Here is a 15,063-nt window from a genome sequence, read left to right on the forward strand (position 1 = left end):
GAGGACGGAGAGTCTGGGTAATCTACTGACCAGTCCAGCACTGGACGGACCGGTTGAGCGGTCCGCTTCTCGTCCTACCGGACGTCGCACCACGCACCAGGTGCGGTCGGAGGTTTGGCGGGATTCGGGGTTCCGCGACCGGGCGGGGGGTTGGACCCGGAAAAGGCCCGGACATCCAGTAGACAACGGTCTCCGCGCTCGCCGCCGACGAGACGGATCCGGTCCGAAGGGTGGTCTCGGGCCTTTTCCGCGTCCCCCTTACACGTAGGTGGAGAGGGCGAGCCGCGTGGTGGCTGAGGGCATCCGGCAGGAACCGGCGGAGTCCGCGACAGGACTGACCGGGGCAGCTCAGGACGCGCCAGCCACCGGGTACAGGGAGCGGATCCACCTCGCCGCGCGCGTCCTGGCCGCGGTGGGATCCGGACTGGCCCAGCTGCTCGCCCTTCCGCCTTACGGACTGTGGTGGCTGGGGCCGTTCAGCGCCGCGCTTCTGACACTCGCCGTGCTGGGCGTACGGATGCGCCGTGCGGCCTGGCTCGGATTGGTGTCCGGCGCGACGCTGATGGTCCCCCTGATCAAGTGGCAGGACGTCTTCGGTACCGACGTGTGGCTGCTGATCGCCGCCGCCGAGACCGTCTACTACATCCCGATGGCGATGGGCATCGCCTGCGCCGCCCGCCTGCGCGCCTGGCCGGTGTGGACCGCCGCGCTGTGGGTGCTGCAGGAGGCGGTGCGCGCCCGGTTCCCCCTCGGCGGCTTCCCCTGGGGCAAACTCGCCTTCGCCCAACCCGACACCCCCTTCTCCGGCTACGCCGCGTGGGGCTCCTCAGCGCTGGTCACGTTCATGGTGGCCCTGACCGGGACGGTCCTGCTGGCCGGTCTCCTGCGCGCCGTGCGCTCCTACCGCGAGGCCGGGGTGCGCCGCGCGCTCGCCCCGCTGGCGGCCGGGCTGGCCGCCACCATCGCCATCGGCGCGGCGGGGCTGGCCGTCCCCTGGATCGGCGCCCCCACCCGCGACCACACCGCCACCGTCGCCCTGGTGCAGGGCAACGTCCCACGCGTCGGCACGATGAACATCCTCGGCGAGCGCACGCAGGTGCTGCGGAACCACGTCGACGGCGTACACGAACTCGCCCGCCAAGTGCGCGACGGGGAGGTGCCCCAGCCCGACCTGGTAGTCCTCCCGGAGAACTCCGCCGATATCGACGTCTACAACGACCCGTGGGCCGCCTCGCTCATCTCCGACGCCGCCAGGGACGTCGACGCGCCCCTGCTCTTCGGCCTCACCAAGTTTTATGACGGCGGTGCCAAGCGTGAGATCCGCAGCGTGGTGTGGGACCCCGAGGAGGGCCCCGGCGACTACTACACCAAGCGCTATCTCGTCCCCTTCGGCGAGTACATCCCCTACCGGGACTTCTTCACGCGGTTCGTCTCCCGGCTGGAGAAGATCGGCAGCGACGCCATACCCGGGTCCGCACCGGGCGCGGTGGAGCTGGGCGGCACCACGCTGGCCACCGCCATCTGCTTCGACGTCGCGTTCGACCGGCCGGTGCGCGAGGCGGTGGCGGCCGGGGGACAGATCATCGTGGTGCCCACCAACAACGCCAACTACAACTTCACCGGCCAGTCCGACCAGCAGCTGGCCATCACCCAGCTGCGCGCGGTCGAGCACGGGCGCCCGGCGGTGGTCGCCTCGACCAGCGGCATCAGCGCCGTGACCACGGCCGACGGCACCGTCACCTACCGCTCCCCGGAGAACGAGCCCGCCGTGCACGTGGCCGAGCTCCCGGCGATGTCCGGTCAGACACCCGCGACCCGGCTCGGCGCGCTGCCGGAGGCGGCGCTGAGCGCCGTCGCGGCGGCCGCGGTGATCGCCGGTGTCGTCGCGGCACGCCGGGCGCGGAGGGGCGCCGACGCCAACGGCGGAGCGGCCGCGGTCGGCAGCGCGGCGGACGGCTGACCCGCGCGCCCGCCGGATCGCGGCGGCGGGAACGATCCCGCGGCGCGGGACGTTGCGCGGAGGGACAAGTGCGATGTCGAGGATGGTGCCCATGCCGCTGCTGATCGTTCTAGCGCTGATGGCGCTGCCCTTCCTGGAGATCTGGCTGATGATCCTGGTCGGGTCGCAGATCGGTGTGCCCTGGACGATCGCCGCCCTGTTCCTGCTCAGCGCCTCGGGTGTCGTGGCGCTGCGTGGGGCGGGGACCAAGGCGTTCCGCGAGGCCGACGCGGCCATGCGCACCGGCGCCCCGCCGCGGGGCGGGCTGCTCGACACCCTGATGGTGATGGTCGGCGGCATCCTGCTGATCACGCCGGGCTTCCTCACCGGAGCCGTGGGCGCCGTCCTCGCGCTTCCCTTCACCCGGCCCGCGCTGCGCTGGGCGTTCATCGCCTGGGCCGACCGCAGGATCAAGAAGATGGGTGTCGGCGTGGACGGCGTGTTCGCGCCGAGCGCCGGGCCCGCCCCCGGCGGCCGCCCCGGCTCCGGAAAGGTCGTTCCGGGCGTCATCGTCGAGGACGACGCGCCCGGTGCCGCCTCCGGTGAGGACGGCGACGGCCAGATGCGCCGCGACTGAGGTGCCCGCGGAGATGGCCGAAAATGGGTCCCCCGTTGCGACAGGGCGCCGGAGATTCACCGGCCCCGCGCCATTGTTCCCGCTCAACGGAGTGTCCGGGGTGGCGGGCACGTCCGTGATCGCGGGACAATCGGAGACGTGAGCAAACAAATCCGGTGGAACTACCTCATGGACATGGACGGCGTGCTCGTGCACGAGGAGCACCTCGTCCCCGGCGCCGACACCTTCGTCTCCGAATTGCGGGACCACGGCATCGGCTTCATGGTGCTGACCAATAACTCCATATACACCCCCCGCGATCTGCGGGCGCGCCTCCTGCGCACGGGCCTGGACATTCCCGAGGAGTCCATCTGGACCTCCGCGCTGGCCACCGCCCGTTTCCTGAAGCAGCAGCGGCCCGGCGGCTCGGCGTTCGTCGTGGGGGAGTCCGGACTGACGACGGCCCTGCACAGCATCGGCTACGTGCTGACCGACCGCGACCCCGACTACGTGGTGCTGGGGGAGACGCGCACCTACAGCTTCGAGGCGATAACGCGCGCCATCCGGCTGGTGGAGGGCGGCGCCCGCTTCATCGCCACCAACCCCGACGAGAAGGGACCCAGCCGCGAGGGCTCACTCCCGGCGACAGGCGCCGTCGCGGCGCTCATCGAACGGGCCACCGGACGCGCGCCCTACTACGTGGGCAAGCCGAACCCCCTCATGATGCGCTCGGCGCTGCGCGCCCTGGGCGCCCACTCGGAGAACACGCTGATGATCGGCGACCGGATGGACACCGACGTGCGCTCGGGTCTGGAGGCCGGGCTGCACACGCTGCTGGTCCTCTCGGGGATCTCCGACCACAGGACCGCCGACCTGTTCCCCTACCGGCCCACGCGCGTCCTCGACTCCGTCGCCGACCTGATCGGCGCCACAGCCGACCCGTTCGGCGAGGACTGGTCGGGCGAGGCGGACCTGCCGCAGGAGAAGGTCAAGGAAGCCCAGGCGGACTGAGCGTCCGCGGCGCGCGCCGCACGGCGGCGCCCGCGCGCACGACGAGGGGCGGTGGCCTGGACCAGGCCACCGCCCCTCGTCGAATGTGCGGGGAGACGGACGCGTCAGGCGCTCTGGCGCTCCTCCTCCTGCATCGCCTCCAGGTGCTCCTGCTCCTCCTTGCGGCGGGCGCGAAGGAGCGCGAGGCGTTCGGCGAGGACCTCCTCAAGGTCCTCCATGCTCCGGCGCTCCAGCAGCATGTCCCAGTGCGTCCGGGCGGGCTTCGCCTTCTTCTCCTGCGGCTCCTCCCCGTTGACCATCAGGGCGTTGTCGCCGCAGAACCGACACTCCCAGTTCGTCGGCGTCTCGGCCTCAGTGGCGAAGGTGACGGAGAAGCGATGGCCCCGGGGGCAGTCGTAGGTGACCTCTTGGCGAGGTGCCAGGTCGGTGTTGCGGTCGTTCTCGTAGCTCGTCGCCCCGAGTCGTGTGCCGCGAAGTGCTCGCTCGGCCATCGTGTACGTGCCTCCAGGCGCTCTAGCGGTCTTCGTGGATGTAACGTGTCGGTCCGTGTCAAGATTCCCCTGACAGCGGTAATCCAACCGTGCGATAATGTTCAGCTCTTTGTGGCGGACTTATCGCCCAGTGTGACAGCAGGGCCATTCTCTCGCCCTGCCACTCCTTCGCGTTGCGGCACATCGCCCCTGGTTGTCCGTTATTTTGACGGATTTTTACCGTGCGGTGGTGGTATGCCACACGAGGATGTCAACCTCGTCCGGCGGGAAAAACAAAACAGACCCGCCCGCGCATTCCCTCGACTCTGGGAAGGCGCGGCGCGGGCCGGTGGTCACGCGGCGCGCTGGAGGATGACGACCGGGATCGGGCGGTCGGTTTTGGCCTGGTAGTCGTCGTAGTCCGGCCACACCTCGGTCATGAGCGGCCACAGCCGGGCCTTCTCCTGCGTTGAGGCGCTCCTCGCGTGCGCGGTGAACCGGTCGCCCTTCACCTGGACCCCCACCTGCGGATAGGCGGTGAGGTTCTTGTACCAGGAAGGGGAGTCCGGCGCGCCGCCGTTGGAAGCGACGACCACGTAGTCGTCGCCGTCGGTCCGGTAGATGAGCGGGGTAGTGTGCTGCTTCCCCGTCTTACGGCCTGTTGTGGTGAGGAGAAGGACGGTCGTGCCCTTCAGCCAGTCGTGTCCCTCCTCGCCGTCGGTCGCCTCGTAGCGCTCGACGTGTTCCTTGCCGAACAGCATGATGCCACTCCGCCCTTCGTCGGCCGCGCGGGACCGCTCTCGCCGTCGGCCTTCGGGACGGCCGCGGCGGTAGCGCCGCCTCCGCGGCCGCTCTCAGCGCTGGCGTGCGACGCCCTCCGAGAGCTGTCACCCGTGTCGGCCTCCCGCGCTGGTTGCGTTCTCGGTGTCGCCCGCGGTCGAGTCATCGTAATGCGGGCGGGTGTGCCGCAGCAGATAGGCCGTCAGCACCGCCGTCACGATCAATACCCCGGCACCGAGGTAGGAACTCACGTGGATTCCCTGGGTGAAGGCCGCTCGGGCCACGGCCAGCAGCTCCTGTGCGGCGGCCGGTGGCAGTTCGGCGGCCACGCCCGTGGCCCCGGCCAGGGTGTCGCGAGCGGCGTCCACGGCCGTGTCCGGCAGCCCGCCGGGCGCGCTGGCGCTGATGTAGGCGCGGTACACGGCCGTGGCGACGCTTCCCAGGACGGCGATGCCGACCGCGCCGCCGAACTCGTTGGCAGTCTCCGAGATCGCCGAGGCCGCGCCAGCGCGTTCCGGCGGCGCCGAGCTCACGATGAGGTCGGTGATCAGGGCGGTGACCGCGCCCAGCCCACCGGACATGAGGATGCCGCCGACGACGATGTAGGGCAGCCCGGAGTCCGCGCTGATCCCGGTGATGACCAGGATGCCGGAGGCCGCCACCAGCAGGCCGCCGCTGACGATGGAACCGGCCCGGACGACGCGCACCAGGACCGTGGCGAGCGCGACGCCGACCATCATGCCCAGCAGCGCGGGCATCGTCCACAGGGCGGCCATGAAGGGGCGCAGGCCCAGCACCAGCTGCAGATACTGGGAGATGAAGAACATGGCGCCGAACATGGCGAACATGGCCAGGGTGACCGCGCCGAGAGAGGCGCTGAACGTGCGGGCGCGAAACAGGCGCAGGTCGATCATGGGGTGATCCACCTTCCGTTGCCGCCGCAGGAACACCGCCCCGAGGGCCAGTCCGACGACGACGCACAGCGCGTGGGTCCACGCCCAGCCGTGCTCGGCGAACATCTTCATCCCGTAGATCACCGGGAGGACGGCGGCCAGCGAGAGCACGGAGCTGACCAGGTCGAACCGCCCGGCCCGGGGGTCGCGGAACTCGGGCACCATCAGCGGGGCCAGGGTGAGCACCAGCACCATCGCCGGGAGGTTGAGCAGGAACACCGAACCCCACCAGAACGACTCCACCAGCAGCCCCCCGATGATCGGTCCGAGCATCGCTCCCCCGCTGAACCCGGCCGTCCAGATACCGATGGCGGTCCGCCGCTGCTGGGGCGAGTGGAACATGGTGCGGATCAGCGAGAGTGTCGACGGCGCCAGCGTCGCACCGCCGATCCCGAGCAGGGCGCGGGCGGCGATGAGCATCTCGGCGCTGGCCGAGTAGGCCGCGGCCAGCGACCCGACGGCGAACAGGGCGGCGCCGCCCATCAGCATCCGGCGCCGCCCGATGCGGTCGCCAAGCGAGCCCATGGTGATCAGAAGGCCGGCCAGCAGGAACCCGTAGATGTCGATGATCCACAGCAGTTGGGCGCTGCTCGGCCGCAGGTCCTCACCGAGCCAGGGGAGGGCCATGTACAGCACCGACATGTCCATCGAGACGAGCATGCCGGGCAGGACCAGCAGCCCGAGCCCGATCCATTCCTTCCGTCCTGCGCGCCCGCCGCTGTCCGGGGGTGGGGTGGTCGCGGTTGTCTCCATGCTTGCACCGTGGTCCGCTCCGCTGACAGCGCACGCACCGGGCGCTGACCGCCCCGTCAACGCGGCTGGCAGGACACGCACACGCTGATGCGTTGATGCGGAGGGGTAGATCGGCGCCGAAGAAAAGACGCCGCTGCGGCACCAACTCACGCACCCGCGGCCGAGGGGACGGCGCCGATCAGCGCCAGCGCCTGGTTCAGGGGCATCGCCGAGCCCCGGTCGCGCGCCGCATCGAAGGCGGTGTCGCCCAGGGCGGCGCGGCACCGCTCGGCCAGGTCGCGGCCGTCCGGCGGCACGGACTCGGGGGCGCCGCGCAGAGCGGCCGACGTGCCGAGCAGGACGGCGGCGCCCTCGGCGTCGCCGTCGATCAGCGCGACGGCGGCCAGGCCGTCGGCCACCGGAGCGGAGATCCGCGCACCCGGGATGGACTCCAGTGCCTTGCGGTAGATGGAGCGGGCCCGCGCGGTGTCCCCCGCGGCCGCGGCGATGCCGCCCAGCGTGATGTGGATGAGCGCCCGCGTCTCGATCGCCGAGCTCGACTCCGCCTGGCATTCCGTCAGCGCCGCGTCGCACAGCCGCCGCGCCTCGCCCGGGTCGCCGCGTCGCAGGGCGAGCTCGGCCAATCGGCGGTAGGCCCCGGCCAGGGCCTCGTGGGCCCCGGCCCGGCGGGCGATCTCCGCGGCGTGCCGGTGGTCGGCCTCGGCGCCGTCGATGTCGCCCAGGCTCGCGCGGCCCGCCCCGCGCAGGGACAGGATCTCCACGGTGTCCTCCGTGGCGTCCAGCGCCTCGGTCATGGCCAGGGCGTCGTCGGCGTGGGCGATACACCGGTGGCCGTCGCCGCGCAGCTCCGCCAGGCCGGCCAGGCCGGTCAGCGCCAGCACCATGCCCCAGCGGTCGCCGAGCGAGCGGAAACCTTCCAGCCCGGCGGTGAACGCGTGCTCCGCCTCCTCGGCCACGTCTCCGGCGAACGCGGCGTAGCCGAGCTGGACGTGGGCGATGGCCCGGGTCCAGGGGTCGGGGGCGGCCAGGTTGTCGCGCATCAGCGGGGCGATGTCGACCTGCCGCTCGGGGGCGCCGCTCGCCACCGACCACAGCATGTCGACCAGGGGCAGCCGCAGCGGCCGCGGCGTGTTGCGGACGATCGCCTCTGCCACCGCCAGGTGGGGCTCCAGCTGCTGGGCGTCCACCCCCGCCGAGGCGGCGTTGACGACGCACAGCACGTACTCCTCCTCGCGTCCCGCCGGGGGAGTGGGCGCGGACGACGGGTCGTTGGCGGAAGCCGTGATCGCCGCCAGGATCTCGCCCGCCAGGGGACCGGCCTGCCCGCGCAGGCCGCGCAGCCACCAGTAGGGGGACAGCGCGCCGACGAGCCGCAGCGCGGCGTCCAGGTCGCCGGATTCCACCGACCACCGCAGCGCCGCGTGCAGGTTCTCCTGCTCGGCGGCGAGCCGGGGCAGCCAGTCGATCTGCTCGGCGCGGCGCAGGCGCGGCTCGGCGGTCTCGGCGAGGTCGAGGAAGTGCTGGGCGTGGGCGGTGCGGAAGCGGCCGCGCTCGCTGGCCTCCTCCAGCCGCTCGGCGCAGAACGCGCGGATGGTCTCCAGCATCCGGTAGCGCCCGTCGGCGGTCTCCACCAGCGACTTCTCCACCAGGCTGGTGAGCAGGTCAACGGCCTCGGCCTCGGGCATACCGCACACTCGGGCCGCCGACTCCAGGGTGGCGCCGCCGGAGAACACGGTCAGGCGGCGGGCCAGCCGCCGCTCGGCGTCGCCGAGCAAGTCCCAGCTCCAGGCCACCACGGCGCGCAGGGTCTGGTGGCGGGGCTGGGCGGCGCGGTCGCCCCTCGACAGCAGCCCGAAGCGGTCGTCGATCCGGGCGGCGACCTCGGCGGCCGGGAGCGAGCGCAGCCGTGCCGCGGCCAGCTCCAGCGCCAGCGGAAGGCCGTCGAGGGCCGAGCAGATCCGCAGCACGGCCTCGGCGGTCCCGCCCTCCTCGGTGAAGTGGGGGCGGACGGCGGCGGCCCGATCGGCGAACAGCCGCACCGCCGGGTAGTCCAGCGCGGCCGACAGGGTGCTGTCGGCGGGGGCGGAGGCGAGCTGCGGCACTGGGCACAGCCGCTCGGCGGTCAGGCCCAGCGGCTCGCGGCTGGTCGCCAGGACACGCACGCCGGGGCAGGCGCGCAGCAGGCGATCGGTGAGCCGTGCGGCGTCAGCGACGAGGTGCTCGCAGTTGTCCAGGACGAGCAGCAGCCGCCGCTGCGCCACGACCCCGGTCAGCCGGGCGACGGCGTCGGGTGCCTCGCCGAGGCGGCCCGGCATCAGGGCGGGGAGGGCGGCATCGCGCGCGCCGAGGGCGTCCAGGATCGCCAGGGGCAGGTCGGTGCCATCGCCGAGCGGGGCCAGCTCGGCGAAGTACACCTCGCCGGGGTAGCGGGCCGCCGCCTCGGCCGCCAGCCGCGTCTTACCCACCCCTCCCGGGCCGGTGAGGGTGACCAGGCGCTGGGTGCCGAGCAGGGCGGCGACGCGCTCCAACTCCTCCTCACGCCCCACGAAGCTGGTGAGCTGGGCGGGGAGGTGCCGCGTGGGGACCGGGGCCGCGGGCTGGGAGGCAGCGCTGAGGGCGGGGTCGCCGCGCAGGACCGATAAATGCAGTTCGGCCAGTTCGGGGGAGGGGTCGGTGCCCAGCTCCTCGGCGAGGACGCGGCGAGCGTCCTCGAACTCGGTGAGCGCCTCGGCCCGGCGGCCCGCCCGGGAGAGGGCACGGATGAGCTGGCCGCGCGGACGCTCCCGCAGGGGGTGAGTGGCCACCAGGTCGCGCAGCTCCGTCAGCAGGGCGCGGTGCTCGCCCAGGTCCAGTCCGGCCTCGACGAGGTCCTCGCGGGCGGCCAGCCGCAGCTCCTCCCAGCGCTCGGCCTGGGCGCGCACGAACGGGGTGGGCGGGGCGTCGGCGAGGGCGGGGCCCCGCCACAGGGCGAGGGCGTCGCGCAGCTGTTGGGCGGCGTAGGCGTGGTCGCCCGCGTCGAGCGCGGCGCGGCCGTCGGCGGCGAGCCGCTCGAAGCGGTGGGCGTCGACGTCGGAGGGGTCGACCGCGAGCCGGTAGCCGGCGGGGTGGAACTCGATGGCCGGGCCGTCGCCACCGGAGTCGGCCAGGCCGCGCCGCAGCCGCGACACCAGGGACTGGAGGGCGTTGGCGGCGCCCTCGGGCGGGGTGTGGCCGTACAGTCCGTCGATCAGCCGCTCGGTACCGACCACCCGCCCGGCGTCGAGCAGCAGGAGGAGCAGCAGTCCGCGGAGCCGTGATCCGTTGATCGCAAGGGGCGTGCCGTCGCTGGAGCGCGCGTGGAGGGGGCCGAGGATACCGAACCGCATGGCAATGATTTTCGCCCACCTCCGGCGCCAGCGGCGACATGTCGAGGGGTGTGGTCCCGCTCCCCGGGGCGCCGCCCGTTCGCCTGGATCATGGCATGTCGACCGGGAAAGGCCGGATGCCGCGAACGCCCCGTTCTCCCCGCCGCCACCCTATCCGAGCCGATGATCACGGGGCGGGGCCTTTCGGCCGGTCCCCCGGTGTCCTCCGATCGGTCATGGGGACCAGACGGACCCGCCACGGGCGGGGATGGAGAAACGCCCCCGATCGCCCGTGCGGCCGACGACCGCTCAGCGAGCCTGGGTGTTCCCGCACACGGTCCCGTCAATGCCCATCACCGGTTTCGGGTCCCCCGGTGGCAGGAGCCCGCATCGCCCACCGATTCGCGCTTCCGGGCCTTGACGCCGGGTGCCCGGCCACCCAATGATCGGTCGGGCGGCATAACAGCGGATATCCGCTGAATCACCCCATGTCGCTTTCCCCATGCCCCTCTACTCCCCCCTGATCCCCCACCGTTCGCAGGAGGTTGACCGGGTGACCCCCCGAAAGCATCCCCTCGCGTCGTGGCGTGCCACCACCCTGGCCGCGCTCACGGCGTCCGCACTCGCCCTCACCCTGGCGCCCGCGAGCGCCGGCCCCCGCCCCGCCGACGCCACCTCAGCCCCGGCCGACGACGGCATCGTCGAACGCCTGGAGGCCATCCCCGGTCTGCGGATCGTGGAGGAGCGGGACACCGAACCCGGTTTCCGCTTCTTCGTCCTCGGCTACGAGCAGCCCACCGATCATGGCGACCCCGACGGAGCGACGTTCGAACAGCGTCTGACGCTGCTGCACCGCGGCCTGGACCGGCCCACGGTGCTGCACACCACCGGGTACAACGTCCCCGACTTCCCCTTCCGGGCCGAGCCCACCCGGATCGTCGACGGCAACCAGATCTCCACCGAGCAGCGGTTCTTCGAACCGTCCCGCCCCAACCCGGCCGACTGGTCGAAGCTGGACATCGAGCAGGCCGCCGCCGACCACCACCGCATCGTCGACGCGCTCGACGACATCTACAGCCGCGAGTGGCTGTCCACCGGCGCCTCCAAGGGCGGGATGACATCGGTCTACCACCGCCGCTTCTACCCCGACGACATCGACGGCACGATCGCCTACGTCGCGCCCAACGACGTCCGCGACCACGAGGACAGCGCCTACCTGGAGTTCTTCGACAAAGTCGGCGCGGACCCGGCCTGCCAGCAGAGCCTGGCCGACCTGCAGCTCGAGTCGCTGGAGCGCCGGGACGAGCTGGTCGGGCACTACGAGAGGCGCGCGGCGGCGGAGGGGTGGACCTTCGACCGCACCCTCGGCAGCGCCGACGCCGCGTTCGAGATGCTGGTTGTGGACACGCCCTGGGCGTTCTGGCAGTACCAGCCGGAGGCGCGCTGCGCGCAGGTGCCCGCCACCGACGCCAGCACGGCCGAGATCGCGGCGTTCCTCGACGACGTCGCCGGGTTCGAGTTCTACAGCGACCAGGGCACCGCGCCGTACGTCACCTACTACTTCCAGGCCGCGACCCAGCTGGGATCGCCGACCTTGCCCACCGGCCACATCGACGACCTGCTGCGGTACCCCGACCAGTTCGGCGGGGACGCCTACGTGCCCGATGACATCCCCGTGCCGGCCTTCGACCGGCGCGCCATGCCCGACATCGACCACTGGGTGTACAAGAGCAGCGAGCGCATGTTGTTCGTCGACGGCGAGTTCGACCCGTGGGGTGCCGAGGCGTTCCGCGTCCGGTCGAGCAGGCGCGACGCGATGCGCTTCGTCGCCCCCGGGGCGAACCACGGCGCCGACATCGCGCGGTTGGGAAACCAGGACCGGGCGGCGGCCACGGCGGCGGTCCGGCGCTGGGCCGGTGTCGCGGACGAGGTGACGCTGCGGCGTGCGCCGGTCGCCTCGGAGCTGGACGCGGCCGGTGACGCGCTACGGCAGCAGCGGCGCCACCACCCCTAGCGGTCACCGGGGCGGGGTGGGCGGGAGCGCCGCCCACCCCTCCGTTGCGCCGCGGCCCCCACGGCGGCGCCGTTAGGGGCAGCGGGACACCGAGCACCGGCTCAGAGCCGTTCGGGCACCTCGTTGCCGACCTCGCGGATACCGCGCCGCATGTCGGTCTTCCACAGCAGATATCCGCCGATCAGGAAGAAGATGATCAGCGAGAAGATCGCGGCCCGGTACCCGCCGGTCAGCGTGACGGCGATGGTCACGGCCAGCGATCCGAGGAACGTCGATCCCTTGTCGCTGATCTGGTAGAGGCTGAAGTACTCGGCCTCGCGGCCGCGCGGGATGAGCTGGGAGTACATCGAGCGCGCGAGGGCCTGCGCGCCGCCCAGCACCAGGCCGATTCCCACCCCCATCGCGAGGAAGAGCAGCGGTTCGCGGGCGGGCAGGAAGTAGCCGAGGGTCACCAGCACGCACCACACGACCAGCGTTCCGAGGACCGCTCGCTTGCTTCCCACGTGGCGCGCGGCCATCCCGACGAGCAGCGCCCCGGCGAACGCCACGAACTGGATCAGCAGGATGGTGCCCATCATGATGCCCTGGTCCAGCTGCAGGTCCTGGGCGGCGAAGGGCGCCGCGTAGCGGACCGCCGCCTGGATGCCGTCGTTGAAGAAGATGAAGGCAAGCAGGAAGAGTAGGGTCTGCGGGTACTGGCGCATGTGCCGCACCGTGTGCACGAGCTGGACGGTGGAGGCCCGCAGGTTGGGCCGGGCCGAGCGAGCGGCGAGCTCACCGAACCGGTTGCGCAGCGGCTTGAGCGCGATGATCGTGAAGCCGGTCCACCAGATCCCCACCGACGCGATCGCGATCCGCACGGCCTCTCCCTGGCCGATGCCGAGAGCGTCGGCCTGGAGCACGAGCACGAGGTGGGCGGCGAGCAGCAGCGCGCCGCCGAGGTAACCGATCGCCCACCCCGTGGTGGAGACCCAGTCGCGCTCGTCCGGCGTCGCGATCTCCGACAGGAAGGAGTTGTAGATGACCAGCGAGGCGCCGTACAGAACGTTGGCGACGAGGAACAGAGCCGCGGTCGTCGCGTAGTCGTCGCCGGTGAAGTAGAGCAGCGAGGTGGCGAGGGACCCGAGGAAGGCCAGCCAGAACAGCCAGCGCTTCTTGTGCTTGCTGTGGTCGGCCAGGGACCCCAGCAGTGGTAGCAGAAGGATCTGCAGCAGGATCGCGACGGTGGTCACAGCCGGGTAGACCGCGTTTGCGTGCAGCTGGATGCCGAGCGGGTGGACATAGAAGGCGCCGCCGGTGCAGGTGGCGGTGTCGGGAGCTCCGGCCGTGGTGCAGGCCAGACCGCTGAGGTAGGGGCCGATGAGTACCGTGACCACCGAGGTGATGAACACCTGGTTGGCCCAGTCGTAGACATACCAGCCGCGCTGTTCGCGCCGTCGCTGCGCGGGATCGGCGGAGGGGGAGTTGTCCGGGACCTGCGCCGCGGGCCGTGAATTCATGGAGGGCAGGGTCCGTCCTATTCGTCGCTTTGTTCGGAATTGTGCCAGGTGCCGCGCTCGATCAGCAGCCCCCTCAGCGCCGTGATGTTGTCGCTCACGATGCCGTCCACCCCCGCGTCGAGCAGGCGCGCCATCAGCGCCGGATCGTTGATCGTCCACACGTGGACCTGCATGCCGAGCCGGTGCGCGGTGGCGATGACGTCTCTGCTCAGCAGGGGGAAACCACGCATGCGCAGCGGGATCTGCACGGCCTCGACGCCCCGACGCGCCAGCCACCCCAGCAGCGGGGTGAACGAGGCGAACCGCAGCCGCGCCACATCCACCGGCCCACAGGACGTGGCCACCGGCCGGTCGAACGCGGCCCGGGCGCGGTCCAGGCGCAGCTGGTCAAAGGAGCCCACACACACCCGGTCCCAGGCGCCGGTGCGGCGCAGAACGCGGACGAGCGGCCACACGGCTGCGTCGGACTTGATGTCGATGTTGAACCGCGCCTCGGGCCAGGACCCGAGCAGGTCCTCCAGCACCGGCACCGGTTCACTCCCGCCCACCCGGGCTTGCGCCACTTCGGAATAGGGCAGGTCGGCGATCGCCCCCGACCGGTCCGTGGTGCGGTCCAGCGTGTCGTCGTGGAAGGCCAGCAGCACACCGTCGCTGGTGGCGTGCACGTCGGTCTCCAGATACCGGTAGCCCAGATCGATCGCGTGCTGGAAGGCCAGCGCCGTGTTCTCCAGCTCCGTGCGGATCCGACCGTCCTCATCGGTCAGCCATCCGCCCCGGTGGGCCAGTCCGATGGGCGTGGGGAGATCGAAGTATCCGTGATTCATGCGGTTCCTAGCGGACGATCCCGACCTTTTCGGATACTCGCGTCCTCGAAGGCCGAGAGGTTGACACCAGAAGTATGGGGTGACCCGGAACACGGAGCAACGGCGGGGTCGGCGTCGGGCCGGGGCCGGACGCCGGCGGCTCCGAGGCTCGCTCCGGAGGGTGTGCCCAGAAAGTTGGAATTCCAGGTGGCAATAGGCATCCGCCGCGGGCCCCTAGGGAGCGGATGGGTCGGCGGCCCATCCACGGACCCACGGTTGGAAGGGAAAACGCAGATGCCCTGTCAGCTCTCCCGGTCACCCCGTCCCTGCCCCGTTCTGCGCGCGAACGCCCCTGTTGATCGGCGTCGCGTGCACCAGCTGTCCCAGTTCGCCCAGTACACGGCCGAGGTCCTGGCCGGGGAGCGGGCGCCGGGGCAGATGCGCAACCTCTTCTGCGGCACCGCCTACGAGCGTCTGGTGCGCCGCGCCGGCGATTACGCGGCGTCGGTGCACCGTCCCCGCGTCAGCGGCACCGTCGTGCGCAACGAGACGGATGCGAGCGTGTTCGAGGTCAGCGCCGTCGTCGCCTGCGGGCCCCGCCACCGCGCCCTGGCGATGCGGGTGGTCTTCGCGCAGTACGCGTGGCTGTGCACACACATCGAGACCGATCTTGAGGGCGGCCGACTGCCGTGCGGACGGGTCGGCGTGCGCCGACGCGGCCGCCGGGTCGCGTGATGCGCGGGACGGCGACCCCTGCTGGCCGCCGGACCATAAGGCCCCTGAAGGCGCGAGTCGCCGGATCGCGAGGTCGTTGGATCGCTGGACGTTCCGGACGCCGCTGACCGGCCCGCCATCAAACCCGTGTCCGGCCCCACCGGTCA

11 protein-coding genes are annotated in these 15,063 nt (G+C 71.9%); 5 read left to right on the forward strand and 6 right to left on the reverse strand.

All coding sequences use genetic code 11. The annotated features are described in order from the left end of the window. Positions 1–286 precede the first annotated feature (286 nt). The 3 genes from lnt to ABD259_RS07825 all read left to right on the forward strand — a co-directional run bounded on the left by lnt (position 287) and on the right by ABD259_RS07825 (position 3,566). Positions 287–1,960, forward strand: a complete 1,674-nt coding sequence (gene lnt, locus ABD259_RS07815; protein ID WP_344161238.1) for an apolipoprotein N-acyltransferase — start codon at positions 287–289, stop codon at positions 1,958–1,960. A gap of 91 nt (positions 1,961–2,051) precedes the next feature. Beyond that, the gene (locus ABD259_RS07820) at positions 2,052–2,576 is read left to right on the forward strand and encodes an FxsA family protein (RefSeq protein WP_344105135.1); all 525 of its coding nucleotides are present in this window, start codon (positions 2,052–2,054) and stop codon (positions 2,574–2,576) included. A 168-nt stretch (positions 2,577–2,744) separates the two neighbouring features. Beyond that, positions 2,745–3,566, forward strand: coding sequence for an HAD-IIA family hydrolase (locus tag ABD259_RS07825; protein ID WP_344105171.1), 822 nt, complete (start codon positions 2,745–2,747; stop codon positions 3,564–3,566). Positions 3,567–3,670: 104 nt separating this feature from the next. Here the strand turns inward: ABD259_RS07825 and ABD259_RS07830 are convergent, their stop codons facing one another. From ABD259_RS07830 to ABD259_RS07845, 4 genes are all read right to left on the reverse strand, one after another. Then, positions 3,671–4,057, reverse strand: coding sequence for an RNA polymerase-binding protein RbpA (locus ABD259_RS07830; protein ID WP_344105137.1), 387 nt, complete (start codon positions 4,055–4,057; stop codon positions 3,671–3,673). 332 nt (positions 4,058–4,389) lie between these two features. Further along, complete coding sequence (locus ABD259_RS07835; RefSeq protein ID WP_344161184.1) at positions 4,390–4,797, reverse strand: nitroreductase family deazaflavin-dependent oxidoreductase; 408 nt, start codon at positions 4,795–4,797, stop codon at positions 4,390–4,392. Between the two features lie 126 nt (positions 4,798–4,923). Further along, positions 4,924–6,522: an MFS transporter gene (locus tag ABD259_RS07840; protein ID WP_344161187.1), complete on the reverse strand. Its 1,599-nt coding sequence runs from the start codon at positions 6,520–6,522 to the stop codon at positions 4,924–4,926. Between the two features lie 146 nt (positions 6,523–6,668). Next, positions 6,669–9,887, reverse strand: a complete 3,219-nt coding sequence (locus ABD259_RS07845; protein WP_344161190.1) for an AfsR/SARP family transcriptional regulator — start codon at positions 9,885–9,887, stop codon at positions 6,669–6,671. Between the two features lie 532 nt (positions 9,888–10,419). Between ABD259_RS07845 and ABD259_RS07850 the strand changes: the two genes are divergently transcribed. Next, entirely contained in the window at positions 10,420–11,880 is a 1,461-nt protein-coding gene (locus ABD259_RS07850; protein ID WP_344161193.1) for a S28 family serine protease, read from the forward strand. Between the two features lie 101 nt (positions 11,881–11,981). On the opposite strand, the gene ABD259_RS07855 is transcribed toward ABD259_RS07850, so the two are convergent. Together ABD259_RS07855 and ABD259_RS07860 are read right to left on the reverse strand one after the other, a co-directional pair. After that, a complete protein-coding gene (locus ABD259_RS07855; protein ID WP_344161196.1) occupies positions 11,982–13,379 on the reverse strand; it encodes an MFS transporter in 1,398 nt (465 codons plus the stop codon). A gap of 17 nt (positions 13,380–13,396) precedes the next feature. Further along, a complete protein-coding gene (locus tag ABD259_RS07860) occupies positions 13,397–14,203 on the reverse strand; it encodes a glycerophosphodiester phosphodiesterase family protein (RefSeq protein ID WP_344161199.1) in 807 nt (268 codons plus the stop codon). Between the two features lie 348 nt (positions 14,204–14,551). On the opposite strand from ABD259_RS07860, the gene ABD259_RS07865 reads away from it, so the two are divergent. Continuing rightward, the gene (locus ABD259_RS07865; protein WP_344161202.1) at positions 14,552–14,917 is read left to right on the forward strand and encodes an Rv3235 family protein; all 366 of its coding nucleotides are present in this window, start codon (positions 14,552–14,554) and stop codon (positions 14,915–14,917) included. Positions 14,918–15,063 lie beyond the last annotated feature (146 nt).

The organism is Nocardiopsis rhodophaea, from assembly GCF_039530945.1.
Taxonomy (GTDB): domain Bacteria; phylum Actinomycetota; class Actinomycetes; order Streptosporangiales; family Streptosporangiaceae; genus Nocardiopsis_C; species Nocardiopsis_C rhodophaea.

What these genes read in the sequence shown, in the direction of transcription:
- ABD259_RS07855 (WP_344161196.1), bottom strand. Translation starts at nt 13,379, where the DNA reads ATGAATTCACGGCCCGCGGCGCAGGTCCCGGACAACTCCCCCTCCGCC.
- ABD259_RS07820 (WP_344105135.1), top strand. Translation starts at nt 2,052, where the DNA reads ATGCCGCTGCTGATCGTTCTAGCGCTGATGGCGCTGCCCTTCCTGGAG.
- ABD259_RS07830 (WP_344105137.1), bottom strand. Translation starts at nt 4,057, where the DNA reads ATGGCCGAGCGAGCACTTCGCGGCACACGACTCGGGGCGACGAGCTAC.
- ABD259_RS07845 (WP_344161190.1), bottom strand. Translation starts at nt 9,887, where the DNA reads ATGCGGTTCGGTATCCTCGGCCCCCTCCACGCGCGCTCCAGCGACGGC.
- ABD259_RS07835 (WP_344161184.1), bottom strand. Translation starts at nt 4,797, where the DNA reads ATGCTGTTCGGCAAGGAACACGTCGAGCGCTACGAGGCGACCGACGGC.
- ABD259_RS07860 (WP_344161199.1), bottom strand. Translation starts at nt 14,203, where the DNA reads ATGAATCACGGATACTTCGATCTCCCCACGCCCATCGGACTGGCCCAC.
- ABD259_RS07825 (WP_344105171.1), top strand. Translation starts at nt 2,745, where the DNA reads ATGGACATGGACGGCGTGCTCGTGCACGAGGAGCACCTCGTCCCCGGC.
- ABD259_RS07840 (WP_344161187.1), bottom strand. Translation starts at nt 6,522, where the DNA reads ATGGAGACAACCGCGACCACCCCACCCCCGGACAGCGGCGGGCGCGCA.